The sequence below is a fragment of the Edaphobacter paludis genome (assembly GCF_039993895.1).
Classification (GTDB): domain Bacteria; phylum Acidobacteriota; class Terriglobia; order Terriglobales; family Acidobacteriaceae; genus Edaphobacter; species Edaphobacter paludis.
In genome coordinates this window covers 1,417,608-1,444,280 of sequence record NZ_CP121194.1, presented here as the reverse complement: position 1 = coordinate 1,444,280, position 26,673 = coordinate 1,417,608, and the positions used below count along the sequence as shown (strand labels likewise).

The following is a 26,673-nucleotide window of genomic DNA, read 5'->3' as shown; positions in this document are numbered from 1 at the left end:
ACAGCGTGGGCATATGTTGCGGAGCACAGTGATTAGCGAAAGATCGAGGATTAATATGTTCAAGCTTGCCCCACTGGCGTGCGCTTTTCTTCTGGCATCTTTCGTTCCATTACAGCGGAACGCGGGGCGAACAGGACCGTCAACGCATACCTCTCTGCCTCGAGCCAACCAAGGACATCTTCCGCCGCCGCCTTCACAAGGCGGAGCGCAAGGACAGTCCGCTGAACGGTACTCCGATGGCCGCACAAACAGTCTGCCGCACGTCAATCACGACCAATGGTTTGGACACGATTCTGCAGGCGATGCACGGTATCGTTTGCAGAGGCCTTTTGAACACGGCACTTTCCCCCGCACCGGCCGCAACTTTCGTTATCCTCTTCTGCGAGTTGACCGAAATATGCATCGCTTCTGGATTCCGGGTGGGTTCTATTTCGTTGTCGCTCCATGGGACTGGCCTCTGTTTCTCGACTGGTGCTGGGATTGCGGCGAGGACTTTGTGATCTACGAAGATCCAGTCCACATCGGATGGTACCTGCTCTACAACATCAATACTGGCGTATACGTGCACGTCCAGTATTGGGGGCGATGACGAAGCGCGAAGAATGTGGAGGACGGCATGGGAGCAGATGTACAGATCGGACCAGAAGGCGCCGCTCTCGATCTCCCGGTTATTTCCTCTCCGCCGGCCACTATAGGATCCCGATCTCATAAGCGGTACAAATCGTGGCTAGTATGGGCGACGATCCTCGGTCTCGCTGTCGCGGCTGTTCTTCTCACTTCGTTGTGGAGGGCACAACATGCTGCGCGTGTTGGCTACACGACGGTTGCTGTTGACCGTGGTCCTGTGACACAGAGCATCACCACCACCGGAACTGTCAATCCCGTGCTGAACATCATCGTTGGCAGCTACGTCTCCGGGGTAATTGAGAGCCTCTATTGCGACTTCAATACCCGCGTGTCGAAGGGTCAACTCTGTGCAAAGATCGATCCTCGTCCATACCAGACAATCGTCGATCAAGACAGGGCGAATGTGATGACTGCAGACGCTCAGTTGGCGAAAGATCAAGCCGGCCTGGCTTATGCCGAACTGACCTTCTCTCGTCAGTCGGCTTTATTCGGCGAGGGGGTTACCTCCCAAGACTCGCTGGACAACGCCCGCAGTGCGCGGGACGCTTTGAGGGCACAGGTTGCGCTGGATCAGGCCACGATCTCACAGCATCAAGCCGAACTCCAGAGCGCCCTGGTCAACCTCTCCTATACGGATATACGTTCGCCGGTGAGCGGTACGGTGGTTCAGCGGAACGTAACGATCGGGCAGACTGTGGCCGCAAGCTTTCAGACGCCAACCCTCTTTCTGATCGCCACGGACCTCACCAGCATGCAGGTCGATACCAACGTGAGTGAAAGCGATCTCGCACACCTAGCCGACCACAATGATGCAGTTTTCACTGTCGAGAGTTATCCTGACCGTCCCTTCCACGGACAAGTAGTACAGGTCCGCCAAGCACCGCAAGCGGTTCAGAACGTCGTTACGTACGACGTGGTAGTCAGAGTGAGCAATAAGGATTTCGAACTGAAGCCGGGAATGACAGCGACAGTGCGCATTGTGACCGATCAGCGTTCAAATGCTTTGCGTGTGCCGAACCAGGCGCTGCGCTTTGTGCCCTCCGGAACTCCGAGGGGCAAGGAGAGCACCGATCAGGCTCGGAGATCAGGAATAGTGTGGGTCATGAAAAACAGCGCTCCGCATCCGGTTTCCGTCCAGCTCGGTCTGGAGGGCGACACCTTCACTGAAGTAACCGGAGGTGACCTACACGAATCCGACGCGGTCATTCTTAATGAGCAAGTGAGTTCCCAGAGTCGCCCCGCGACGGGGGCTCCTCGACTGTGAAGCCTATGCCTCTATCCCCCGCCAGCCCGTCCATTCTCGAAGTACGCCACCTGCGCAAGGTCTATGAGTTGGGCGACGTTTCGGTGCTCGCACTTCAGGACGTGAGCTTTTCGGTTTCAGCAGGCGAGTTCCTCGCGATCATGGGAAGCTCCGGTTCCGGCAAGTCCACGCTGATGGGCATTTTGGGCTGCCTCGACCGTCCCACTTCCGGCGAGTATCGGCTTCAGGGCTGTGATGTCTCGCATCTCGCGGAACCTGAGTTGGCACACCTCCGGAGCGAGTGGATTGGCTTTGTATTCCAGACCTTCAATCTGCTACCTCGGACCACGGCCCTCGAGAACACAATGCTTCCGCTGTTTTATGGCTTGCGCAGCGAACAGGCGCCAGACCGCACAACACGAGCACGCGAAGCTCTAGCGGCCGTGGGCATGGCGGAAAGGCTTCAAAACACTCCCGGGCAGTTGTCAGGCGGCCAGCAGCAGCGCGTCGCGATCGCTCGCGCGCTTATCCGGCATCCCACTGTCCTTTTGGCGGATGAACCGACAGGAAATCTCGATACGAAAACAGCACATGAAATCATGGACATCCTGGTGCGCATGAATCGCGAACAGGGCGTTACCGTCATCCTGGTGACTCACGACAGCGGTATTGCTGCTTTCGCAGACCGTATCATCACGATGCGGGATGGGCTCATCATCTCCGACGCCCAGCAGAGGAGTGCTGTGCCTCGAGATAACAAGGCTCCAATCAGGCGACAGATGGCGCGCCCCGCTGCAAGTGCCGTCTCGTCCCACATTAACACTATGGTGCTTGGTGTGGCATTTCAGGCGATCACGCGAAACATCATGCGCTCTGCGTTGACTATGCTCGGGGTATTTATCGGTGTGGCAGCTCTGATCGCGATGGTAGCGGTGGGACGTGGAGCAAACCTCGCTGTCCAGAAACAGATCGCGAGCCTCGGCACTAATTTAATGGTTGTCGTACCAGGCACGGTCACGACCTCGGGGGTGCGGGGCGGCTTCGGAAGCGCCTCCACCCTGCGCGTCAACGATGCCAAGGCCATCCTGCGCGAGGACTCATCGGTATCCCAAGTGGCGTATCTGATTCGTCAGTCCGCACAGGTGCAATACCGCGATCAGAACTGGACTACTTCTATACAAGGCGTCACAGCTAACTATCCTCCTGCTACGAACTGGCAAATCGCCGAGGGACGTTCGATCACAGAAGCCGATGAGAACAGTGGTGCTTCGGTTGCGTTGCTCGGCCAGTCCGTATCTCAGCAGCTCTTTGGTGGCAACTCCAACCCGGTCGGAGCAAGAATCCTCATCAAAGGTGTGCCTGTGCAGGTGATTGGGCTACTCGCGGCGAAGGGGCAATCCACATACGGTCAGGATCAGGATGACATCGTCATGATTCCCTTCACAACCGCGGAACGACGTGTTTTGGGCGTCGCAGCCCCCAGTCAATCCATAGACGCCAACTGGGCATACCTTCCACCGGCCAACCCTTTCGGAATACCACCTCGATTGACCGGGCTGGTGAATCAGATTTATGTGCAGGCCGACGCACCATCGGACGTTCAGTCCGCGATCAAGCAGGTGACCGCTACACTCACTCGTCAACATCATCTCAAACCCAATGACGTGCCCGACTTCGCGGTGCGCAACCTGAGTCAGATCGCATCGACGGCGGAGAGCAGCAGTCACGTAATGGCACTGTTGCTGGCGATTGTCGCATCCATCTCGTTACTCGTGGGTGGCATCGGCATCATGAATATCTTGCTCGTCTCGGTGACGGAGCGGACAAGAGAAATCGGGCTACGTATGGCTATTGGAGCGCAGCGCAGACAAGTGCTGATGCAATTTCTCGTAGAGGCGGTCCTTCTAAGCGGCTTTGGCGGAGTTGCAGGGATCTTCGGAGGTTCTCTGGTAACGCAACTGCTTTCATCAATCGGCCATTGGCCGACGATGCTGGCTCCATCGTCCATGATAGGGGGCTTCCTATTCTCGGGGGCAGTTGGCGTCTTCTTTGGCTTTTATCCGGCAAGGAAGGCGGCCGCTTTGAATCCAATCGATGCACTTCGTTTCGAGTAGCATGCTGGTAAGTGTGACAGCTATCACTGAGGGCTTGCTGAGTTTGAAGAATGATGAGGTCGAACGCACGTCTTCACGATCATCGCTTCGGTTCTAGGCCAGCATTGTCGCTGATCTATAGTCGTGCAGGGAATCTTGTCTCGCGAGGCTTTGCTTGTCTATCTATAAAACAATCATGGAGCGGAAGATATAACACGCATAGAATCCGGCCGGTTGCGTCCAATAACAATTCAATTACTAACGGTCACCACTCCATCCCCCGAAAAGCGGTTCACGGATGTGGAGGAAACCCATGATCGCATCTTCAGCCCCATCTAGGCATCTCGAACCAGCGCACGCCACACAGCCGGGAACCCCAAGCGCATTATCAGAATTCTTTCAGCGCATCGCACAGATTGATAGCGACTTCATCGTCTATGACGATGGGTGGCGGGGTTGGACCTACCGTTACAGCGATGTAGCACAGATGGCTGGAGCGCTGACCGCACAATTTCGATCCATTGGCATCGGCAAAGGCGACCACGTGCTGATCTGGTCGGAAAGTCGCGCCGGATGGATCGCAGCTCTATGGGCGTGCCTGCTCGAAGGCGTGATACTTGTTCCGGTCGAGTTTCATGCAACGCTGGCATTGCTGCGTCGCATCGAGCAGCAGATTAGACCTCGGCTCGTCCTACTTGGCGACCTCGTCACCTATATCGAAGACACGACACAGTTCCCCGTCCGATTTCTTCGCGACGTGGAAACAGACCGCGCCCAGCCTCCCGAGAAACGGCCAGCACTCTACCGAGACGACGTCGCGGAAATTATCTACACGTCCGGCAGCACCGCGGAGCCTAAGGGCGTGATCATGACCCACCGCAATCTGGCCGCAGCCCTTCAGCCGCTCGAAGCGCAGCTCGCACCCTATCGCAAATATCTCAACCTAATACACCCATTTCGCGTGCTTAACCTGCTTCCGATGAGCCACCTCTTCGGGCAAGCGGTTACTCTCTTCGTGCTGCCACTGATCCCAGGCACGGCTGTCTTTCTCGATAGCACCAGCCCGGAAGAAATTGCAGCGCAGATCCGCCGGCGAAAAATCTGCGCCATCGTATCTGTGCCACAGATACTCGAAGTGTTACGTAAGTATGTGCTGCATCGCTTTCCCGAGACAGCAAACGCCGCGAACGAGATGGGAGCCTGGCCCCAGCGCTGGTGGCGTTATCGTACCGTTCATCGTTTTTTCGGCTGTAGGTTCTGCTGCCTCTACGTCGGCGGAGCCGCGCTGTCACCGGAGGTCGAACAGTTCTGGTTGGCCCTCGGCTTTGTCGTCGCCCAGGGCTATGGGCTTACTGAAACCGCGCCGATCATCAGCTTCAACCATCCCTTTCACGCTGAAAAGAACACTGTCGGAAAACCCATCGCTGGCTTGCAGCTTCGGCTCGGCCCCGACGGGGAGGTGCTTGTACGCGGGGACAATGTCACGCCCGGCTACTTCCAGCTTCCTGGCGAAACCGCGGCAGCATTTGAGAACGGTTGGTTACACACCGGCGACATTGGAGAGCTTACCGCGAAAGGCGATCTCATCATCCGCGGCCGAAAGAAGGATCTCATCGTCACTCCTTCCGGCCTAAAAATTCATCCTAGCGACGTCGAACACATTCTCAACGGCATCGCCGGCGTGCGCGAATCCGCCGTCATCGACAACAACGGAGTGTACGCAGTACTCATCCTCGAGCCCGGGGCTCAGGGCGAAGCAGTCATACATCAGGCCAACCAGCAACTCGAAGCCTACCAGAGAATCCGCTCCTTCTCCATCTGGCCGCAGGCTGGACTCCCCCGAACCAGCTCTACGCAGAAGCTTCGCCGCAACGATATCGCCGCCGCAATCCGCACGGGGGGCACAATCACAGCAAAGCCCGCGTTATCAATCATCGATCTGGTCCAGAAGTACGCACCCGGACGCAAAGTCACAACCGATACCACACTGGACGAGCTGGGACTCAGTTCACTGGATCGTGTCGAACTGATCCTCGACCTTGAAGAGAAGCTCAATATCACCATCGATGACAGCGCCTTCTCCTCCGTAAGCAAAGTCTCCGATCTCGCACAGCCTCTCACCTTGGCTGAACCCATCCCCGAACCCACCTATAACCGCACCTGGATAGCGAAGCTCGCCCGTCGAATTCTTCTTCCATCCATATTCTTGCCTCTCACTCGCGTCATCGCCCGCCCTGCAATTTCAGGACGACATCATCTTCGTGGAATAGAAGGCCCTATCATTTTCGCTGCCAATCACCAGAGCTACATCGACGCATCCGTCATTCTGGCAAGCCTCCCTTCAGATTGGCGTTACCATATAGCCCCCGCAATGTGGATGGAGTATTTTGATCCGCACTTCCACCCGGAGCGTTTTCCATTCTCTACGCGACTCGGCACCACGATTCTCTATTGTTTGCTAACCTTCCTCTTCAACGCATTCCCGCTATCCCAAGCGGAAACAGGCACACGACAGACCCTGCGTTATATTGGTGAACTTACCGAAGAAAAATGGTCCATCCTGATCTTCCCTGAAGGAGAGCGGACCATGACCGGCGACATCGGTCACTTCTATCCCGGCATAGCCATGATCGCCTCTCGCATGCAGGTGCCCATCATACCTATTCGTCTTATCGGTCTGGATAAGGTCCTGCATCGCGGCTCGGCAAAGCTGCACCCCGGTCGCGTGGACGTGCGGTTTGGCGCTCCGATAACGCTGAAAGGACAAGCCTATTCCGATCTCGCGAAACAGGTAGAAAATGCCGTCCGCAGCCTCTAAACACAATAGCCCGTTAGCCTGTCTCTCTTCAGAGAGAAACATAGACTCTGTTGGTTTGCAGAATCCACTTAGGGCTACGCTTGAGGGGCTCCGTTTGTCTCTTGCTATGATGCCGGAGCAAACCATCCATGGATGAATGTCCCATTCAAAAAGAAGCGCCAGCCTCACGGAAGCCGGCGCCTTTCGGGATATCACAAATTGCTTTACGCAGCCGTGACCTCAATGGTCTTCGGAGGCGCGGCTTTTGGTATGTTCAGTTCAAGCACACCGTTATTCAAGTTGGCAGACACCTTGTCGGGATTGATGGAGGCAGGAAGGTCAATGCGCCGGCAGATCTCGCTCGATGACACTTCACTGTATCTGACCTTCTTGCCCTCCTTCTCCTCTTTGGTTTCCTGTTTCTTGCCATGGATACAGACGGAGTTCGGTTCAGCTCGAACAGTTAGGTCTTTGATTGAGAATCCGGCGACCTCGGCCTTCACTGTGAAGTCTTTATCGCTCTCACTCAGTTCCACAGGCATCGGTTTCAGGAGTTCTGACTCAGCACGAAACCAATCCTCCAAGTCCCTGCCTTCAGTGCCTCTCTCCCGGAACAAGCTGAAGGCACGCTGAGCAATTTGGTTGGTAATGGCTTCGAAGTCATCGAAAATACTCCGGCTTTGCGGAAAATCAATAATAGATCTTCCAGCGGTTTTGGGTTGAATGGCAATCGCGGTTGACATGTTTCTTTCTCCTTTTTTTTGGACAAATGATGAGAATCATCAATGCTGGGCCAGCAACCTTCCAACTGTGAAGAGCCTAAGGGTGAATCGTCAGATGATTGGATACTTGCTGGACACCGGGGGCCTGACAGGCAGCGCGTTCAGCCTTTTCGAGCTCGGACCAGGAATGTACATTTCCGTAAAGCGTTACCGTTCCGTCGCTTGTCTCCACAGACATGGAACGCGCGTCAAGATCGACCATGCGCCGAAGCGCGTCCTCGATATTCTCGCGCACCTGTTGACTGGAGGCTCACGGCTTGATCTCCAGGATATTCACGATGCCGCGTACTCCATTGACCGAATGTGCCGCAATCTCCGCATTTTCCAGTTCGTGGTGCCAGTCCGAAGTTCCGGTCAAGGTTACGAAGCCATTGGCGACAATAACTTTGATTTTCTTGTCTGGCACACCGGCATGGAGACGGAGGGCTTCCACTACATCACGTGCTATTTCAGGAGCGGTGCGCATGCCCCACTGGTTTAACTTCAATGTCGTTCGCTAAGGAGACAATACTGTAGACCCCCTGCGTTGCGCGTTCCGCGGCCATTTTTTCCAGATATCCGTGGAAAAAACCGGTAAGAGTTACATTCCCGTCACGCACCTTGACGCTGATGTCTTTAGAATGAACCTCCGGTTGCCACGCAATTTGTTGTGTCACGTCGTCCTGAATACGTCGGTCCCCGGTTTTCATAAATAACTTTATGGTGGGTTACATCAAATTCCTCGTTACCGGTGAGTTGCCGAATCGAGAACAGCAGACATAGCCGATCCGGCCGCCCAACAGAGGCCGCGCGCGGAACTTAGATTACAAAATATGACTAACCTCTCGTCTATGCTGTGACGTCTGTCACGCTTGAGGGCGGTGCCAATAGCCATGATCGAAGTGCCGCATCCCAATAACTAACTCTTCCAACCAACTACTCGGCTGATTCCTGGCTTCTCTCCTGGTAACGTCACGCTGCATTTCGATTGATAAGATTCGTTAATATTAAAATTGCGGACTTCTTCTTCCTCATCGGGGCAGATCCCTCTTGCTGCTCAGTCGGCGCGCACTGGTTTACTAAGGTCCACTCTCTTTCCTAGTTGGTGAATAGAGAGCGAGATTATGGGATTTATTTGATCACCAGCACCTTAACTTTCATGGACAACCCGCCTGCTACAGACCATCTCGAGCGAGCCATCCACATACCAGTTGGAGTGCTCTTCAAAGACCGCGACAATATTTCCTGGGACGATTCGTCAAGGCGATGTGTGCGGGTGTACGCTGCTGCCGTTGCAGTTGAAGCAGTCAGGTCGGTTTGGATCAGGTGCAGTTCGCTGCAGTCCGATGTGGGGAGAATGATAACCGTACTTCCGCTGGTCTTTATGAACCCTCTTATTTGCCTAGGCATGCTCTACTCCGCCATGTTTTACCTCTACAGCCTCCCCGAACGGCCGTTCTGTGACGGCGGTCACAGCATGATCTCTGGTCGCCTCATACGTTGAATGCGGAGGTGACCACGATTAACTCCTGTGTATATCCTGATTGCCGGACCGAAGTCTAGAAACACTTCACACTTTTACATCACGATGGTGTCGAAAGACGATTCGCGAAGACTCAATTCCTTCCCGACTTCGCGGAGTATACATCATCGTATCAAGCCAGCCGACCGAGGGAATTAGCGCATTCCGGAAAGGTCGGTCTATGTCAATTTTAAACATCCGATGCATTTTCATGAAATCTCCAAACAGGACAGAAAGGAACGGCAAGTATGCAGGCCTCAGAGAATGAAACAGCACGGACGTTTGGACGAATTATTTTCGCGAGTGACTTCTCTGAGGCAGCGCAAGCTGCCTTCCCCGTGGCCCTTCGTGTGTGCACAGCGTTCAAAGCGAGTCTTTCCATCCTGCACGTCTTTGAGTACCCCAAGGCTATTGCATCCGAGCGGAGAGGTCAGATCCTTGAATTAGACTCCCTTAAGAAAGTCGCTCTAATATCACTTGAAAGGCTCCGTACAACAGCTAAACAAGAGGGGGTCACATGCGAAACGACAATGTCTACTGGAATCCCATCCCTAACAATCCTGAAGGCCCTTTCACATAACAAGTACGATCTGGTTATCTTGGGAACGAGCGACCCCCACGGGTTTGAACGTATTGTCTTCGGTTCAACTGCCGAAACCGTCCTTCGTGAAGCTTCATGCCCGGTATTGACGGTAGGCCCTCATGTGACAGATCAAGCAATGCAAGATGAGTGTAAGAGCCCGGTGCTCTTCGCGACTGACTTCGATCACACGACGACTCATGCAATTCGTTATGCGGGGGTTTTCTGTAAGGCAACACAATCGCCACTGCATTGCCTCCATGTACTCCCAGAAACGCTTGAATCCGGCACACCAAGCCAAATCGTTCCGCAGATCATGACGGAGGCGTTGCATCACGTCGCTATCGAAAAGAGCTCAGCAGATCCTCCTGCTATTTACAGCGTTACCTATGGCAACGACGTCGCAAAAGCAATCAGCGAATATGCTAGGCAGCACAGGGCATGGCTAATTGTCCTCGGCATTCAGCGGGCATCAATTCTCGCGTCGCATGTTCCCGATCACATTGCGTACCGTATCATCACGGAGTCTCCATGCTCGGTACTGACGATCGCCTACGCATCGAAATTACACCCGCACCAGGCAACGTGCTTATGAGCATTCCATGAGCAAATCGATGGTCATTCTTCAAACCTCGATAAAAATGTTCTGAACGAAAAGAAAGCGTGATCTCGATGCTACAAAACTCAGCCGATAAGAACTCTCTCATTTACCTGGTGGGCGGCGGAATCGCATCGCTTGCAGCGGCTGCCTTCCTCATTCGCGACGGAGACGTACGGGGCGGTAACATCATCGTGTTCGAAGAGGCAGAGAAAATCGGCGGCAGCCTTGACGCCGCCGGAACCTCGAGAAATGGCTACGTTATACGTGGCGGTCGAATGATCGAAAGTAAATATCTCTGTACATATGATTTATTTTCTTCAATTCCAACCCTCGATGACAGCAAAACAGTCACGGAAGAGATCTTCGAATGGAACAGAGCGATGAAAATCTCGTCGAAATCCCGCCTCTTTCGAGAGGGACATAGGATAAATGCCCCTAAATTTGGACTCAGCGAAGGACATATTCTGGCGATCGAACGTCTCGAACTCCAACCAGAAATGATACTAGGGCGCACCAGTATTTCCGATCATTTCGAACCTTCATTCTTTGAAACAGATTTCTGGATCATGTGGTGTTCGACCTTCGCCTTTCAGCCCTGGCACAGTGCGGTCGAATTCAAGCGTTATCTGCTGCGCTTCACCCACCTGGTTTCAGGATTCAACACGCTCGGCGGGATCATGCGAACCCCCTATAACCAATACGACTCCATGATTCGTCCGCTCCAGAGGTGGTTGGAGGCCCACGGCGTGCGATTTGAGTATGCTACCTGCGTCACAGATCTTGGATTTTGTCATGATGCCGAAGGCTATCGTGTCGATCGCATTACTTGTCAGTGCGAGGGTCGCAAACAACAAATCCTGATAAAAGGAAAAGACTCGGTCATAGTTACTTTGGGGTCGATGACAGAGAGTTCTAGTTTGGGATCCATGGATTTAGCGCCTGTGCTAAAAAATAAGGCGAGAGAAGGGTCTTGGGCTTTGTGGGAAAAAATAGCAGATGGCCATCCGCAATTTGGCTGTCCTGCAACCTTCGCCGATCATATAGACCAGTCCAAATGGATTTCTTTCACCACAACACTCTACGATCCAACTTTCTTTCGTCTCGTTAAAGACATGACAGGAAATATTCCTGGAGAAGGAGGCCTCGTAACGTTTCCGGACTCCAATTGGCTAGCATCGATCGTCATACCCCAGCAGCCCCATTTCATAGGACAGCCAACTGATACTCAGGTCTTTTGGGGCTACGGTCTCTTTGTGGATAAACCCGGAAATTTTGTGAAGAAACCTATGTCTTCATGTACGGGACGAGAGATTATGACGGAAATTATGGGTCACCTGAGGATTGAGTCTGATGCGCAACAAATTTTAGGTAAATGCATCTGTATCCCCTGTATGATGCCCTTCATTACTAGCCAGTTTTTATGTCGAGCCAAAGGAGATCGTCCTCAGGTAGTACCGAAGCGCTCAAAGAATCTCGCCTTTGTCGGACAATTTTGTGAACTTCCGGACGATGTAGTATTCACTATAGAATATTCAATTCGCTCGGCACAAACTGCAGTTTATGCGTTACTGGGACTGCCTAGGGACCCACCGCCCGTATACAAGGGATATCACGATCCACGCATCTTATTCAAGGCTTTCTTTGCATTGCACGACAGGCAAGAAGGCCCGTAAAGACTTATAAGTCGAAAGCTTCTGGTGACAGGGATTTTTACTTGGATGACAACACCATTTTTCGATTGATCTCTGCCGGAAGCTGAAGGATCACGGAAGATTCAGCTTCCAGTATCGAAAGATTTCGTTGGAAGTCTCTGTCTGACGACCACAACTCCATCCAATACTAATGATATTTAGCATTGCTAGCGCATTCTGTAAGTCACCCTAATAACATTCGCAGCGACATTGTCAGACTTCGTTGCAGAAGTGCGTTCTCTGATTTTAAGTGGAATCAAAATGAATGAGCTTTGCAGTTCTTGGCTTCGCGAGACTATGGTTCCGTCGGGCTTTCCGAACAGCAGCGATTCTGAGACCGTCACGCCTGGCTCACGGAGAGCCGTGGCAATTTCTTCACAAAGATACTGTAAGTCCTGAAAAGCATGCGGCATGGAAAGAGACTTTTCCATAAACAAGGCATGACGAATCAGGTCGTATCGCAGATTCCAGTTGAACGAAAGTATCTCCTCGGTCCGACATAATGATCGTATGGAGCAATTGGGGAGATTACGGTGATCAGCATCACTGCGATATAGAGCAGAGACTTCGTCCGGCGATGTGACCGAAATCACCGAACGGTCGCGAAATGACGCTCAACATTAAAGATAAGAGCGGAAGGGATTTGAAGCATAGCGAAGGTTCTGCTAGTTAGCTCTGCCACATGGAGTTACCCAGTCCACGGATGCAGATAGGGTTGATGTAAATCGGACAAGGGGCATTCTTCAACTTAACTTGTTGAAGTCAGTGCGATGAAATTTGCTCGACAAAAGCGATAGAAAGGGGAAAAGATGATCACTTCTGCACCAGCCCAAATTACCTTCGAGCGAATTCTCATCCCGACTGACTTCTCGGATGTCTCTGGGCGCGCAATCGAATATGGCAAGAGCATTGCCACTCGTTATAACGCACAGATCTTGCTTACGCACGTGAATCAGCAGGTTCATTCGGCCCCTCCTATTGATGAAGGGGGACTTAGTAATGCGATTCAACAGGCGATCGAACAGCAACTTGAACAGGAAGGAGCAGAGCTGCGATCTGAAGGATTCCACGTCCGAACAATCTCGGTTACGGGAAAGGTACAAGAGGAGGTTCTCTCAGCAGTGAATAGGGAGAAAGCTGACCTGGTTGTGCTTGGTACCCACGGCGAGACCGGGATCGAGCGTCTATTGTTTGGGTCGGATGCGGAGGCTCTATTGCGAAATTCACCCTGCCCCGTGTTGGTTATTGGCCCTGTCACGCAATCTCCGAGCAATCTGGCTTGGCACCCCAGCAACATCGTTTGTGCTAGCGATCTCAATCCAGATACAGCGACAATAGCGGCTTATGCCTATATGATCGCTCGTGAATTTCAGGCTGCATTCACTTTATTGCATGTCCAAGATCCCGTTAAAAAAGAAAAAAAAAGCGATCTGCAGTTATTCGAAAAGGCATTCGAACACATTCTTCCCGATCAACCAAGTCCAATCGTCGCATTTCGGAACATGAGTCCAGGAAACGCAGGCTTTGCAATCGTTGATTTCGCGACGGATCGTAACGCAGATCTGATTGTGATGGGTGCACACACCGCTTCCTCCACTGCAACACATCTCATGCGTGGGCTCGTGCCGCAAATTATTACAGATACGCCATGCCCTGTCCTGATCATACATAAGCAGGGACATGAGGAAGTCGCTCTTAGCTGACAGCAAGAGCGGGTTTTATCTTCCCAACCTCGGCGGGTTGGCTACTAAGCCTCTTTCTTTCAATTGTGAGCATAGGGCTTCGATGGAGATTGGGGCAACCGCCAACAAAGGATTAACTTGGAGGCTTCCACTCCTACTGTTTATGGGCGAACTGCACTGGTGATAGCGCGAATTTCTTCCTGTCTGTGCATCGTCAATTTTCGGAGAGCAGCACGCAGGGCCGCATCCTCGTTGTAGATATCGGGGAGAAAATACACAGCTCCGTCTTCTGCGGCGAACCCTGTTCCATACACGATGAGAACAGGAATCGGATGACTCACTGCAACGGACAGTGTCTCCGAACCGTACATGGCGGCTTCGATCTTCTCATGTGTCCAACCAGGGTTGTTCCTCAAGACCCAAACTGCAAGAGCCGCTGGATCTTCGACCCGGATGCATCCGTGGCTAAAATCACGTCGTGGCTTATCAAATAGACTTTGTGCCGGCGTGCCGTGAAGATAGACGTCATGCACATTAGGTAAGGAGAATTTGAGCAGGCCGAGAGCATTTTGATCTCCCGGCCGTTGCCGGATGCGAACAGAGCCTCGAGGTTCATGTACGAGTTCATACCCGTGTTTTTCAAGATATTTCGGATCCCGTCGCATCGCTGGTGCGATTTCGCTGCGCTGAATACTCGGAGGGATATTCCAGTATGGGCGAAAGATGACGGACGATTCTGATTCTCAAAGACAGGAGTCTTGCGATGGTAAGCGCCGCCGACGATTACCTTCATGGAAAGTGCAACCCGCATGTCGCTTCCGTAAGCACGAAGTCTGAATTCTGGGATATTCACCACGATGGGTGGTTGAGCAAAGGACCTTTCAAACCAACGCCACCGCTCTAGTGTGAGTTCGAGTTGCTCCGCGCGTTCTTGCATCGGCACTCCAAGCTGTTTGTATGTCTCTGTAGTCAATAGTCCGTCTGGCATGAGACCGTGCCGTACTTGAAAGGACCGGACTGCAGCAGCCAACGCATCGTCATACAAGGAGTTACTAGCATCTTGAACGCCGGGGAGATCTCCTGTCCTGGTCAGAGCCGTTCGTAAAGCTACGACGCTTTCGGAGAGTTGCCCCGGATGCACCGTTCCACGGAATGGAGAAAGAACCGTCTGAGGAGTACGAGCGAAGTTTAGATACTTTATTAAGGCAGTCTTTGTCCTGAGATATCCAGCAGTCGTTGGTTCCAAGAAATCAAACTCTATCGATGGATTTTGGGTGTGCGAAAGATTCCACACAAATTCAACTGGCCGAAAGCCTTCACAGGAGTGAGGCAGATCGACGTGAAGAGCATGGGGATCGATCCGCCCACATCGCAGATCACCCGCAAGATGCAACGCTCCAAGACTGAGTTGAAGTTCAAAATCGGTAAAAGTGACAACGGAATTTGGTGTCGTTTCCATACTGCCCAGAGGCGGTATGAGAAAAATAGGATAATCGTCCGGATCTAATCCCCTTCCAGACACATCTCGGAACACCTGCAACATGGCGAGCGCCGAAGGAGTAACTTTACCGTTCAATACCCAGGCAGGAACATCGCTGCAAGCTCTATAGAAGGCGCCCAGCAATTGCGCATCTGACGTCGGCAACAACAAGATGCTCTGAGCGATCTTTGCACTCAGGAGATAGTCTTCCTCGTTTAGTGATGCAGGAATGGAATGGCAATACTCCGGAAACGCCGTCATAGGAGCAGCGTGCATTTGGTTCCAAGGGCGACTCAGCAGCAGGAGGATGCATAGAGCGAGTTTCATTTTAGGCCGCCGCCGGATTGGAGGAGCTTGCCAGAAGACTAAGTCTGTCGCCCCCGATCCGCCAAGGGAGCGTCTACACACAGGATTGTGATCGCTGTCACATTCATTTGAATGTGACCTCGATCACACCCACTAGTGATAAGCCACCCCGCACATTCTGTAATGTTCAGTCAGGATTTTGAGTATGCGCGGAATCCTCAAACTGGCGTACAAGCTGCTCGTCAATGACCGGGCAAAGTTCGTTACGCTCCTGGTCGGCATCAGCTTCTCCGTCTTCCTGATGATCATGATGTTATCGATGTTTGCTGGCGTATTGAACCGGGCGTCCTCCACGGTCATCAATATCGGAGCGAAGATCTGGGTTATGGATCCGGCGGTCAACACCGTATCCAACTCTATAGGACTGCCTGACTATACTCTGGACGCAGTGCGTAGCATGCACGGCGTCAAATATGCGGTACCGCTCTTCTCCGGTGGTGCACTGGTCAAGTTGGACAACGGCACCTACCAGCCAGTCACTGTGATCGGCCTCGACGACTCGAGCCTCTTCGGGAGACCCGCGATGGCCGAAGGGCGCATTGAGGATATCTATGCCGAAAACTCGTTTATCGCAGTGCGCGACTCTGAGTTCTCGAAGCTGGGCAATCCGTCAAAAGGGACCACCTTTGAGTTGAACGACCACCGTGGAGTAATCGTCGGCACCGCGCAAGCTACAACCAGCAGTCTTTTCGGCATTCCAACCCTGTATACGACCTACTACCGAGCGATCCAGTATATCCCGAACCCCCGATATACGATTTCCTATGTCCTGGTGGAGCCGAAGAACGTGGCCGACGTTCAACAAATTCAGCGCCAGGTGCAGTCGCTCGGCTATCTTGCGCTGACGCGTGAGCAGTTTGAGCGAAGGATCTCAAATTTCTACGTTTTTCAGACCGGTCTCGGCATGAACATCATGCTGATGACCACCATTAGCTTCATCGTGGGATTGTCAATCTCGGGGCAAACGTTTTACACGTTCATCCTCGAAAACATCGACAAGTTCGGTGCCTTAAAAGCGATCGGCACAAGCAGCCGCGTCCTGATCTTCATGATCCTTTTTCAGGCCACATTCACCGCGTTGACAGGCTACGGCCTTGGCATCGGACTTTCCACTCTCGCCATGACCTTGGCAAAGATGCGGCTTCCCGACTACGCCGCGATGCTTACCTATAAAAATCTGCTCCTTGCCCTCGGCATGGTTGTCATCATCGCCGGGTTTTCCAGCTACATCGGCATACGAAGAGTTCTTCGCATCGAGTCATTTGACATCTTCAGGGGCTAGAAATGCCAACCATCGACACTAAGATAGCGATCAAGGCCGATGGAATCACAAAGTGGTTCGGCGAGGGAGAGGTTCGAACCGCCGCATTACGGGACGTCAATCTGGAGATGCGCTTTGGCGAGATGATCTATGTGGTCGGTCCTTCGGGCAGCGGCAAGACAACACTGCTCAGCGTCCTCTCTGGAATTCTGCGGCCAGATGCGGGCACTGTCATCGCCGAGAAAATGAATCTTTGGACTCTCACGACCGATGAGCTGGCAGCCTTTCGGCTCAACAAGATTGGGTTCGCCTTTCAGGATTACCACCTTTTTCCGAGATTGACTGTGGCGGAAAATGTCGCCATTCCTCTTATCCTGAAGCACATCGAATGGGACAAGGCGATCGAAGAGGCAATGAAATATCTTGAAATTGTAGGGCTCAAAGGACGTGCGAATCTTCCGCCTGTGAAGCTCAGCGGCGGCGAACAGCAGCGCGTAGCCATCGCCCGCGCGATCGTCGGTCAGCCAGACATTCTTATAATGGACGAGCCGACGGCCTCGCTCGACGGAGATACCGGGCGCGCGATAGTTAGTTTCGTCAAGGAGAAGGTGCTTAACGAAAATCGTTGCATCCTCATCGTTACTCACGACAGCAGAATCTACGAATTCGCGACCAGAATCCTGCACATGGAAGACGGTAGGCTGAGAAGCGAAGAGGACGGGAGGCACGATGAAAATTAAATGGCTATTCATTCTCTCAGCGTTAGGGCTGCTCGGTGCTTGCTACGTAGCTTACTTTGCCACGATCACGCGGGCCGCTCAACCGCCTTTGTTCAATCCTGCCGCGAATCCCTATTTTGATGGAATCTACGCCGAAGGCATTGTAGAGGGTGTGCAGACTAGCGGCGAAAACATCAATATGTATCCCGAAGTCCCGGGCACAGTGAAACGGATCTTTGTAAGTGAAGGTCAGTTGGTGAAAAAGGGTACCCCGCTGTTGCTCATCGACGATTCGATCCAGCGTGCTACGACCGAGCAGCAACTCTCGCAGGCGCAGGCTGCCCACGCAATGCTGGACGAACTGAAAGCCGAGCCTCGGAAAGAGACTCTGGACGTAACCGTGGCACAGATGAATGCTGCAGGGGCTAGTCTCAAAACGGCATCGGATGAGTTGGATAAGCAGCTGGCTGCTTACAAGATCGACCCCGGCTCAATCAGCAAGGATGCTCTCGATGGTGCCATCAACGCGAAGGCTGTAGCCGAACGGAACCTCGATGTAGCTAAACGACAATACGATCTATCTAAAGCCGGCGCTTGGGTCTACGACATCGCCAATCAGCAGAAGCAGTATGACGCACTTATGAAGGCATATGCCTCCTCCCGCGCGTTGCTCGCGAAGTATATGCTGCTGGCTCCTCAGGATGGCGTGGTCCTCGTGGTCAACACTGTTGCGGGGGCGTACGTATCCCAGCAGGGCGCGTACGACACATACACTCAGGGATCGAATCCGATCATTTCGCTGAGCAATTCGGGAAATCATCTCAATGTGCGCTGTTATGTCGATGAAATCCTGGTATCGCATTTACCCCCGAGTTCGCAAATCAAGGCCCGCATGACGGTTCGTGGAACGACGACAGAAATTCCACTTACCTTCGACCGTATTCAGCCATTCATATCACCCAAGATCGAACTCTCCAATCAGAGGCAGGAGCGCGTCGACGTGAGGGTGCTTCCAATCATCTTTCAACTCGACCGGCCAAAAAACGTGAACCTTTATCCGGGTGAATTGGTCGATGTGTATATCGGCCACTAGGCGAGGAAGACGATGAATGCACCCAGATTTCATACTGTTATTGCTCATGTGGCACGAGCCTCTCTGGTAATGCTGTGCCTGCTTGCGAGCGGTTGCCACCTTGGACCTGCGTATCGCCTACCGGCTGTTCCTACAACTCCAAGCTACGAAGAGAAGGGGCCCTCCCTCTGGAAAACTGCCGAGCCGAAGGACGGAGCCATCCGGGGGCGATGGTGGCAGATGTTTCAAGATCCGCAACTAAACGCACTGGAAGAGCGCGTTGACGCAGGAAACCAGAACATTGCTGCCGCTATTGCCCGTTATGACGCGGCTCGCGCAGTGGTGCGGCAGACTCGCTCACAATATTTCCCTACAGTCACAACCACTCCGGCTCTTTCAAATTCAAGGGTAGCTGTCGTTCCTTATACAGTAGCGGCTTCAGGGACAACCTACACCGAGTACAGCTTTCCAGTGACTGCATCATGGGAGCCGGACTTCTGGGGCCGCGTCCGGAAGAATGTCCAGGTAAATGCATATACCGCGCAGAGCAGTGCCGCCGACATGGAGAATGTCCGCCTCCTCGCCCATGCCGACCTGGCATCTGATTACTTTCAGCTTCGCGGTGTCGAGGCACAAAAGGAAATTCTAGACTCGACACTCATGGCCTGGCAGAAGTATCTGAGCCTGACCCGAGGTCTCATGAAGAGCGGCTTGGCCACCGAGGAGGCAGTGGCAGCCGCAGAATCACAATTGAAAGCGGCTCAGGCGCAGGACACGAATCTCGACATCGCTCGCGCTCAGTACGAGCATGCAATCGCCGTTCTGCTGGGAAAGCCCCCCTCCGCCGTTTCACTTCCGGCAGCGACGAAGGATGTTCATCTTCCGCAGATACCCATTGGAGTTCCTGCCGAGTTGTTGGAGCGGAGACCGGATATCGCCACGACAGAACGGGCCATAGCAGCAGCGAACGCACAAATCGGCGTGGCCAGGACCGCTTACTTTCCGAACGTCCTGCTGAGTGCTACAGGAGGGATTGAGAGCCTGTCTTTCGCGGATTGGTTCGCGTGGCCAAGCCGCTTCTGGTCGATCGGCCCAGCCGCCATGGAGACCCTCCTTGATAGTGGATTACGTAGGGCGACTGCCGCTCAGTATAGGGCCATGTATGACGAATCCGTCGCAAATTATCGGCAGACAGCCCTTACAGCCTTTCAGCAAGTGGAAGACAATCTTGCAGCCCTTCGCATCCTGTCGCAGGATCTGCAGGAGCAGGATGCGGCCGTGCAATCAGCCAGAAGGTATGTGTCTCAGGCTATGGCACGCAATACAGCTGGACTCGACCCATATCTGAACGTCTTGACCGCCCAGGTGAGTCTTTTGGTCTACCAACAGACCTACGTGGGTTTCCAAACGCAACAGAAGCTTGCAACCGTGCAACTGATTGAGGCTCTGGGGGGTGGATGGGAAACTACCAAGCTTCCCTCTCCAAAACAGGCTTCTCATTAGCCTGACATTTCGTGACCAGAATCACAACACGTTTGCTAGGCCAGGATTAACTTCAAAATGTGTCGAGATCAACGGAGGACTTATGGCAGCAATTGACCTGCAACGACCAGTCAAGTTTGAGCGGATTATGTTGGCGACGGATTTCTCTCCTGCGTCCGAGATAGCGCAGGCTTACGCCGTCGGGCTGGCCTTGCATTATTCATCTACGCTAGAACTCGCGACGATCGTCGATCTCTCTCTCACTCTGCCATCCATGGAAGTTATCCATGAATCTACTCTCGAGGCGCTTCGACGCACCAGTGAAAATGACTTGCGACGGCTTGCCGAACATATTGCCGGAATAACAGTCACCAGAAAAGTAATTGAAGGATTTCAGCCGGCATCTCTGATCGTTGAAGAGGCCGTCAACTCCAATGCCGACTTGATTGTCCTTGGGACAACATCCAAACACGGATTTAAGAAGCTCGCTCTCGGCTCCACAGCAGAAGCAGTCATCCGCACAGCACCTTGCCCGATACTAACGGTAGGTCCGCACGTCCTACCTCCACCCAACTTTCCGGTTTGCTTTGAGCGCATTGTGTATGCGACGGACTTCTCTTCGCAAGCGTCAAAAGCGGCCGGCCTTGCGCTCTCTCTGGGGCAAACATGTGGTGCCAAGGTGTATCTATGCCATGTCCTTACTGAAGAGGACAAGTTGAACCATGATGACAGCGAAGCCAGATCTATCTCCTCCCTCGAGGCACTGATCCCTGAATCCGTTCACGACTGGTGCAATCCGAAATGTATTGTGGAACACGGAAAATCATCGGAAGCAATCCTTGCACTTGCAAGCCGGGTCAATGCCGATCTCATTGTGCTCGGGGCGAGGAAGCCTTCCTTCTGGGTTGAATATGTTCGGACTGGTCTTACACCTGCGCTGCTCGCAGCTGCGAACTGCCCGGTTCTAACTGTCTGCTGAGTCCGGATCAAGATGTATCTGGTTCCACACCATGATCAACATCCGGAGTACCCAATGAACGATCCGAAGGCAGTCACCGGTTGGTCGAAGATAGAAGGACTCGATGCATTGGCGGAGCTTGCGCTGAACCTGCATTGGTCCTGGAATCATGCGGCGGATAACTTGTGGAAATATCTGGATCCCGAATTGTGGGAGGCTACGCAAAATCCATGGGTCGTCCTACAGACGGTATCTAGAGAGAAGATCCGGGCTGCGTTGACAACGTTAGAATTTCGTCAACACCTCGACGACTTGCTCAGCACAAATTATCAGTCTTATAAATCCGATGCATGGTTCCAGAAAAAGCACCCTGGTTTTTCTCTCACGGCAGTCGCCTACTTCAGCATGGAGTTCATGTTGACAGAAGCCCTGCCAATCTACTCAGGAGGACTCGGCAACGTCGCAGGAGATCAGATGAAAGCTGCCAGCGACCTAGGCGTTCCAGTAATCGGAATCGGACTACTCTACGGCCAAGGATACTTCCGTCAAAATTTCGATGCGGAAGGCCGTCAGCAAGTACTCTATCCGGTTAATGATCCAGGCCAATTACCCATACGCCCGCTACGGCAACCGGATGGTGAATGGTTACGGCTGCAGATTCAACTTCCCGGATCCAAAATCTGGATACGTTGCTGGGAGGCCTCGATCGGAAGGACTAAGCTATATTTGCTCGATTCGAACGATTTCGCCAATACCGCTGCTTATAGAGGTATTACAAGTGAGCTCTATGGAGGCGATGCAGAGATGCGTTTAAAACAGGAGATCGTTCTTGGCATTGGGGGCTGGCGTTTGCTGCGAGCCTTAGGGATACAGCCTGAAGTATGCCATCTGAACGAAGGTCATGCCGCCTTTGCCATTCTTGAAAGAACACGATGCTATATGGAAGATCACGCAACCTCCTTCCATCTGGCCTTGATGGTCACACGGGTCGGAAATATATTTACGACGCACACTGCAGTGGACGCGGGGTTTGATCGTTTCAACCCTGAACTTGTGCGCAAGTATCTTAGCCGTTACGCGAAGGAAGAGCTCGCTCTTCCGCTTGAGGATCTGCTTGCACTGGGCAGGCAGAACGCAACCGACATTTCGGAATGTTTCAACATGGCCTATCTCGCACTCCGTGGCAGCGGCCAGATAAATGGCGTGAGCAAGCTGCATGGCCAGGTTAGCCGGCAAATCTTCCAATCGCTTTTCCCGCGATGGCCGCAAGAAGAAGTTCCCATAGGCTCCGTGACCAATGGCATTCATGTACCGACATGGGATTCAGCTGCGGCAGACACACTCTGGACCACAGCTTGCGGCAAGAAGCGCTGGCGTGGAGATCGCCCTGTAGAAGATGACATTCGCCAGTTGACCGATGCTCAACTGTGGCAACTGCGTACTGCAAGCCGAAAAGCATTGATCGATCGGATAAGCGTGCGGTACGAGCGGCAACTTGCATCGGAGGGTAAAAGACAACTTGTCGCCACCAAAATCTTCGACGACAATGTGATGACAATTGGTTTTGCGCGGCGTTTCGCCACCTATAAACGACCCAATCTTCTGCTACACAATCCTGAGAGACTGATCCGCCTTCTTTCTAATCCGGGGCGTCCGCTGCAGCTAATTTTGGCTGGTAAGGCCCATCCTCAGGATTTTCCGGGACAGGCACTGATCGAGCAGTGGAACAACTTCATCAAACACTCAGAGGTAGGCGCTCATGTCCTATTCCTAAGCGATTATGACATGCTGCTCGCACAGGAAATCGTACAAGGTATCGATCTGTGGATCAACACACCGGAGCGCCCCTGGGAGGCTTGCGGGACGAGTGGAATGAAGGTCCTTGTCAATGGCGGACTGAATCTTTCTGAACTTGACGGTTGGTGGGCAGAAGCTTACTCCCCCGAGGTTGGATGGGCTATAGGGGACGGGCGAGAACACGGTGGTGATCCTGCATTAGACGCAGTGGAAGCCGAAACCCTGTATGGGCTACTAGAGGAAGTCATAGTTCCAGAATTCTACGACCGAAATGACAAGGGAATGCCGTCCCAGTGGTTGGGGCGCATCCGCGAAAGTATGGCTCGGCTTACCCCAAGATTTTCTGCGGGGCGCGCCGTTCGCGAATATACTGACCACTATTATCTTCCCGCCGCTATCGGTTTTCGCGAACGTGCATCCGACAACAGTAAGCTGGGTATTGATTTGCTCCGTTGGCAGAAAAAGATTGCAGAAAAATGGAGCAACATGCGATTTGGAACAATGGACAGCGAAACGCATGATAATCAACATTTTTTCCGCATTCAGGTGTTCCTTGGTGACCTCGATCCACATGAACTGAGAGTAGAGCTGTATGCGAATGCAGCGCAGGGTAGCGTACCGGTTCGCGAAGTAATGACTGCATGTGAAGGATGCTCGGACCCGAACTCACAGATTTACTTGGCAAAGGTATCTGCAGCTCGTCCCGCTAGCGACTTCACTCCACGGGTCATCCCGTATCATGCGAATGCTTTTGTGCCGCTCGAAACTGAGCGAATCTTATGGGGACGATAGTAACCGAGCGCACCATTTGGACTTACAGTGTTAGGGCGAGCCAAAGATATGAGCATTTGCGTCTAACGGAGAGCAGGATGGGTAACTGGCATCACGTACGTGCAGAGCCGCATAAATTTACCTCTCAGGAGAGATCTGTCAGCCATCCCTATCCCCTTGGCCCTACAGTGAGTCCTGACGGTACAAACTTTAGCGTTTTTTCAGCTACCGCCACGGGAATGGAGATTGTTCTGTTTGACCATGTGGATTCCCTTCAGCCAGCCCGCATCATCCGTCTTGATCCAGATCTCCATCGCACGTCTCATTACTGGCACATCTTTGTACCCGCAATACGGTCGGGACAACTTTATGGATATCGCGCCTATGGCCCAGACAATCCTTCAAGCGGACATCGTTTTGACAGTCAGAAAGTCCTGATCGATCCTTATGGCAAGAGTGTTGCCGTTGGTAAACTCTATAGCCGCGCGGCTTCCAGCCAACCAGGGAATAATGCGGCTTCCGCAATGAAGACCGTTGTGGCTGATCTCAGCAACTTCGATTGGGAGGGAGACAGGCCACTCAACCGATCCTTCCGCGAGACTGTCATCTACGAGATGCATGTGGGAGGTTTTACACGACACCATGCCTCGGGTCTAGATAGGGTGAAGCGAGGTACCTATCTTGGGGTCATCGAAAAGATTTCGTATCTCCAAGAGTTAGGGATCACGGCGGTCGAACTACTACCCATCTTCCAGTTTGACGCCCAAGACGCTCCGCCGGGACTTAGCAATTACTGGGGCTATAGTCCAGTGTCTTTTTTTGCTCCTCATCTGGCCTATAGTACCTCGAGTGATCCTATTGCTTGTCTCGATGAATTTAGAACTATGGTAAAGGAACTCCACCGTGCTGGGATTGAGGTAATCCTCGATGTTGTATACAACCACACTGCTGAGTCTGATGAGCACGGCCCCACTCTATGTTTTCGTGGACTAGAAAACAGTTTTTACTATTTACTTAATAAGGATAAATCTACGTATGCAAACTACACTGGTGCCGGCAATACTCTCAAGGCAAACCATTCAGTGGTCAAACGCCTCATTCTCGATAGTCTAAGATATTGGGTCTCAGAGATGCACGTAGACGGCTTTCGTTTTGATCTCGCCTCGATCTTTTCCCGAAGCGAGTCAGGTGAGCCAATGGTAAATTCTCCGATCGTTTGGGAAATCGATTCGGATCCCGTCCTCGCAGGTACGAAGCTAATTGCTGAGGCATGGGACAAAGGTGGCTTATATCAGGTCGGCAGTTTCGGACAGGACAAGTGGAAGGAATGGAACGGACAATTTCGCGATGACATTCGATGTTTTGTTAGAGGTGATCCGAATACTGTCCTTAAGCTTAGGGAACGTTTAACCGGTAGCCTCGATCTGTATAGAACGGCCACTCATTCGCCAGCGCAGAGTATCAACTTCGTTACGTGCCATGACGGCTTCACTCTCAATGATCTGGTCTCCTACAACAGCAAACACAATGAAGCAAACCATGAGCTTAACCGCGATGGCACAGACGTAAATTTCAGTTGGAACTGCGGAATCGAAGGCCCAACTAACAATGCCGAGATTACGATCCTCCGGGCGCAGCAGATGAAGAATTTCTTCACTCTCACACTGATCTCGGCCGGTACGCCGATGATACTTATGGGAGATGAAGTTCGACGAACGCAATCCGGCAATAACAATCCATACTGCCAGGATAACGAGACCTCTTGGTTCGATTGGGGGCTCTGTGCTGCCAACTGCGATCTCCTCCGGTTTGTACAGCTCATGATTCGCATTCGACTCAACTTTGGCGGGAGAGGCGGAGATCGACAAGAGACTCTGGAAGAGTATTTGAGCAGGACCCGTATCGAATGGCATGGGGTTAAACTGGGCAAGCCTGACTGGAACAGCAACTCCCATAGTATTGCCTTCTCATTGCAAGACTCATCGGTTGGCCAGGTCCATTACATCGCGATCAATGCCTATTGGAAACCATTGGAGTTTGAACTCCCTCCTGTCACGAACGAACCGAACGGAGGCTGGCTACGTCTAATTGACACCTCGCTGCCCTCTCCTGACGATATCGTTGAGGAAAGAAATGGAATACGGGTCGACGGGACTAGTTATGCGGTCAATCCGCGATCCATCGTCATCTTGTATTACAACTACATCATGAATAACCATTCGATACAAATAGACTGTCTGCCTCGATCTTCAGAAGAAGAAAACTTCGGAGAGTCTACAAATTGATCCATCTGACATTCCGCTTCTCCGATGCTTGCATCTGAATCGTCTGGGTGCAATCATATCGATTGCGCACTGTGATCGACATCACAGATCTTGCACACCCTGACTCGTAGATTCTTTCTTTAGGATCTCAAAAATCCGGGGCAAGTTTCGTCGTCAATTGATACAGCCCTTAACAGCGGTCTGGACCTTGACCTGACAAAGATGGAGCTAGTCATGAAAGACTTTTCAATCTCGAAGAGACTTGAACTGCATGCAGTCTGGCTGAAGACTTTGGGGACAGAGGGAATACGTCTCGATTTGGCGGGAGATGATATGCGCGGTGCGCAATTACGTAATGCAAGCCTCGTGGGTGCAAAATTGTGCGGAACTGATTTTAGGCATGCCGATCTTAGCCATGTTAACTTCACAGGCTCCGATCTCGCGGGTGCTGATCTTCGCGGCGCAGACCTCCAGGGAGCCGATTTTGCAACCGCCAGCCTCAAGGGAGTTAGGCTCAGAAGCGCGAATCTCCATAAAGCCAATCTGCCACACGCCACACTCAGGTATTCCGATCTGCGCGGTACTATACTTATCGAAGCCAATCTCACCGACGCAGATATGATGAGCGCTAACCTCAAAGGCGTAAATATGAGCGATTCAAAGCTTAGGGCCGCGAACCTTTGTGGGGCTGATCTGAGTAATGCCATCCTTACTGGAGCCGATTTGAGCTATGCAGAGCTCTTAGGAGCCAGCTTCCGAGGCGCAGTTTTCGATGAAAATACGACCTTCAAACATGCAACCATTAATGCCGATGCAGTCTGGAATGCAAATATCTCTGTCATCCGGAAAGAGAACCTCCCTACAGCGCATTGCGTCGGATAACAGAAAGCTCCTCCGGTATTCGAC

At 52.5% G+C, this 26,673-nt stretch carries 21 protein-coding genes and 2 pseudogenes; 16 read left to right on the top strand and 7 right to left on the bottom strand.

The genetic code is table 11. From position 1 onward, the window contains the following. Positions 1-55: 55 nt before the first annotated feature. The 4 genes from P4G45_RS05985 to P4G45_RS05970 all read left to right on the top strand — a co-directional run bounded on the left by P4G45_RS05985 (position 56) and on the right by P4G45_RS05970 (position 6,781). A complete protein-coding gene (locus tag P4G45_RS05985) occupies positions 56-589 on the top strand; it encodes a hypothetical protein (RefSeq protein WP_348268763.1) in 534 nt (177 codons plus the stop codon). Between the two features lie 27 nt (positions 590-616). Further along, positions 617-1,891: an efflux RND transporter periplasmic adaptor subunit gene (locus tag P4G45_RS05980; RefSeq protein WP_348268762.1), complete on the top strand. Its 1,275-nt coding sequence runs from the start codon at positions 617-619 to the stop codon at positions 1,889-1,891. Between the two features lie 5 nt (positions 1,892-1,896). Beyond that, a complete protein-coding gene (locus tag P4G45_RS05975) occupies positions 1,897-3,984 on the top strand; it encodes an ABC transporter permease (RefSeq protein WP_348268761.1) in 2,088 nt (695 codons plus the stop codon). 292 nt (positions 3,985-4,276) lie between these two features. Then, a complete protein-coding gene (locus P4G45_RS05970; protein WP_348268760.1) occupies positions 4,277-6,781 on the top strand; it encodes an AMP-binding protein in 2,505 nt (834 codons plus the stop codon). A gap of 203 nt (positions 6,782-6,984) precedes the next feature. Here the strand turns inward: P4G45_RS05970 and P4G45_RS05965 are convergent, their stop codons facing one another. The 4 genes from P4G45_RS05965 to P4G45_RS05950 all read right to left on the bottom strand — a co-directional run bounded on the left by P4G45_RS05965 (position 6,985) and on the right by P4G45_RS05950 (position 8,231). Continuing rightward, positions 6,985-7,503: an Hsp20/alpha crystallin family protein gene (locus P4G45_RS05965; RefSeq protein ID WP_348268759.1), complete on the bottom strand. Its 519-nt coding sequence runs from the start codon at positions 7,501-7,503 to the stop codon at positions 6,985-6,987. Positions 7,504-7,579: 76 nt separating this feature from the next. Beyond that, positions 7,580-7,744: a BON domain-containing protein gene (locus tag P4G45_RS05960; protein ID WP_348269223.1), complete on the bottom strand. Its 165-nt coding sequence runs from the start codon at positions 7,742-7,744 to the stop codon at positions 7,580-7,582. Between the two features lie 48 nt (positions 7,745-7,792). Further along, on the bottom strand, positions 7,793-8,008 hold the full coding sequence (locus tag P4G45_RS05955; protein ID WP_348268758.1) for a BON domain-containing protein: 216 nt from the start codon (positions 8,006-8,008) through the stop codon (positions 7,793-7,795). Continuing rightward, a complete protein-coding gene (locus P4G45_RS05950; protein WP_348268757.1) occupies positions 7,992-8,231 on the bottom strand; it encodes a BON domain-containing protein in 240 nt (79 codons plus the stop codon). Before P4G45_RS05950 ends, P4G45_RS05955 begins: the two co-directional genes overlap by 17 nt. Before the next feature lie 449 nt (positions 8,232-8,680). Here P4G45_RS05950 and P4G45_RS16995 point away from each other — a divergent pair, with 449 nt between their 5' ends. The 4 genes from P4G45_RS16995 (at position 8,681) to P4G45_RS05935 (ending at position 13,618) form a co-directional block, all read left to right on the top strand. Continuing rightward, entirely contained in the window at positions 8,681-9,025 is a 345-nt protein-coding gene (locus tag P4G45_RS16995) for a hypothetical protein (RefSeq protein WP_373694182.1), read from the top strand. A gap of 266 nt (positions 9,026-9,291) precedes the next feature. Continuing rightward, positions 9,292-10,218: a universal stress protein gene (locus P4G45_RS05945; RefSeq protein WP_348268756.1), complete on the top strand. Its 927-nt coding sequence runs from the start codon at positions 9,292-9,294 to the stop codon at positions 10,216-10,218. Positions 10,219-10,295: 77 nt separating this feature from the next. Beyond that, positions 10,296-11,897, top strand: a complete 1,602-nt coding sequence (locus P4G45_RS05940; protein WP_348269222.1) for an oleate hydratase — start codon at positions 10,296-10,298, stop codon at positions 11,895-11,897. An 827-nt stretch (positions 11,898-12,724) separates the two neighbouring features. Continuing rightward, the gene (locus P4G45_RS05935; protein WP_348268755.1) at positions 12,725-13,618 is read left to right on the top strand and encodes a universal stress protein; all 894 of its coding nucleotides are present in this window, start codon (positions 12,725-12,727) and stop codon (positions 13,616-13,618) included. Positions 13,619-13,758: 140 nt separating this feature from the next. Here P4G45_RS05935 and P4G45_RS05930 read toward each other — a convergent pair whose 3' ends face one another. The 3 genes and pseudogenes from P4G45_RS05930 to P4G45_RS16985 form a co-directional block, all read right to left on the bottom strand. Continuing rightward, a complete protein-coding gene (locus tag P4G45_RS05930) occupies positions 13,759-14,013 on the bottom strand; it encodes a hypothetical protein (protein WP_348268754.1) in 255 nt (84 codons plus the stop codon). 51 nt (positions 14,014-14,064) lie between these two features. Next, positions 14,065-14,274, bottom strand: a pseudogene (locus P4G45_RS16990) (murein L,D-transpeptidase); the annotation flags it as partial. Positions 14,275-14,555: 281 nt separating this feature from the next. After that, a pseudogene (locus P4G45_RS16985) lies at positions 14,556-15,338 on the bottom strand (peptidoglycan-binding protein); the annotation flags it as partial. Between the two features lie 250 nt (positions 15,339-15,588). On the opposite strand from P4G45_RS16985, the gene P4G45_RS05920 reads away from it, so the two are divergent. The 8 genes from P4G45_RS05920 (at position 15,589) to P4G45_RS05885 (ending at position 26,649) form a co-directional block, all read left to right on the top strand. Further along, complete coding sequence (locus P4G45_RS05920; protein ID WP_348268752.1) at positions 15,589-16,725, top strand: ABC transporter permease; 1,137 nt, start codon at positions 15,589-15,591, stop codon at positions 16,723-16,725. Between the two features lie 2 nt (positions 16,726-16,727). Beyond that, positions 16,728-17,444, top strand: a complete 717-nt coding sequence (locus P4G45_RS05915) for an ABC transporter ATP-binding protein (protein WP_348268751.1) — start codon at positions 16,728-16,730, stop codon at positions 17,442-17,444. Then, positions 17,434-18,516, top strand: coding sequence for a biotin/lipoyl-binding protein (locus P4G45_RS05910; protein ID WP_348268750.1), 1,083 nt, complete (start codon positions 17,434-17,436; stop codon positions 18,514-18,516). The genes P4G45_RS05915 and P4G45_RS05910 overlap by 11 nt, the downstream gene beginning before the upstream one ends. A 12-nt stretch (positions 18,517-18,528) precedes the next feature. Beyond that, positions 18,529-19,998 carry an efflux transporter outer membrane subunit gene (locus P4G45_RS05905; RefSeq protein WP_348268749.1) on the top strand — a complete coding sequence of 490 codons (1,470 nt, stop codon included), beginning with the start codon at positions 18,529-18,531 and terminating at the stop codon, positions 19,996-19,998. Between the two features lie 82 nt (positions 19,999-20,080). Beyond that, the gene (locus P4G45_RS05900) at positions 20,081-20,956 is read left to right on the top strand and encodes a universal stress protein (protein ID WP_348268748.1); all 876 of its coding nucleotides are present in this window, start codon (positions 20,081-20,083) and stop codon (positions 20,954-20,956) included. Positions 20,957-21,010: 54 nt separating this feature from the next. After that, a complete protein-coding gene (gene glgP, locus P4G45_RS05895) occupies positions 21,011-23,524 on the top strand; it encodes an alpha-glucan family phosphorylase (RefSeq protein ID WP_348268747.1) in 2,514 nt (837 codons plus the stop codon). A gap of 77 nt (positions 23,525-23,601) precedes the next feature. After that, positions 23,602-25,788 (top strand): glycogen debranching protein GlgX, encoded by a 2,187-nt coding sequence (glgX, locus tag P4G45_RS05890; protein WP_348268746.1) that lies wholly within the window; start codon positions 23,602-23,604, stop codon positions 25,786-25,788. Positions 25,789-26,001: 213 nt separating this feature from the next. After that, positions 26,002-26,649, top strand: coding sequence for a pentapeptide repeat-containing protein (locus P4G45_RS05885; protein ID WP_348268745.1), 648 nt, complete (start codon positions 26,002-26,004; stop codon positions 26,647-26,649). The last annotated feature ends 24 nt before the right edge of the window (positions 26,650-26,673 follow it).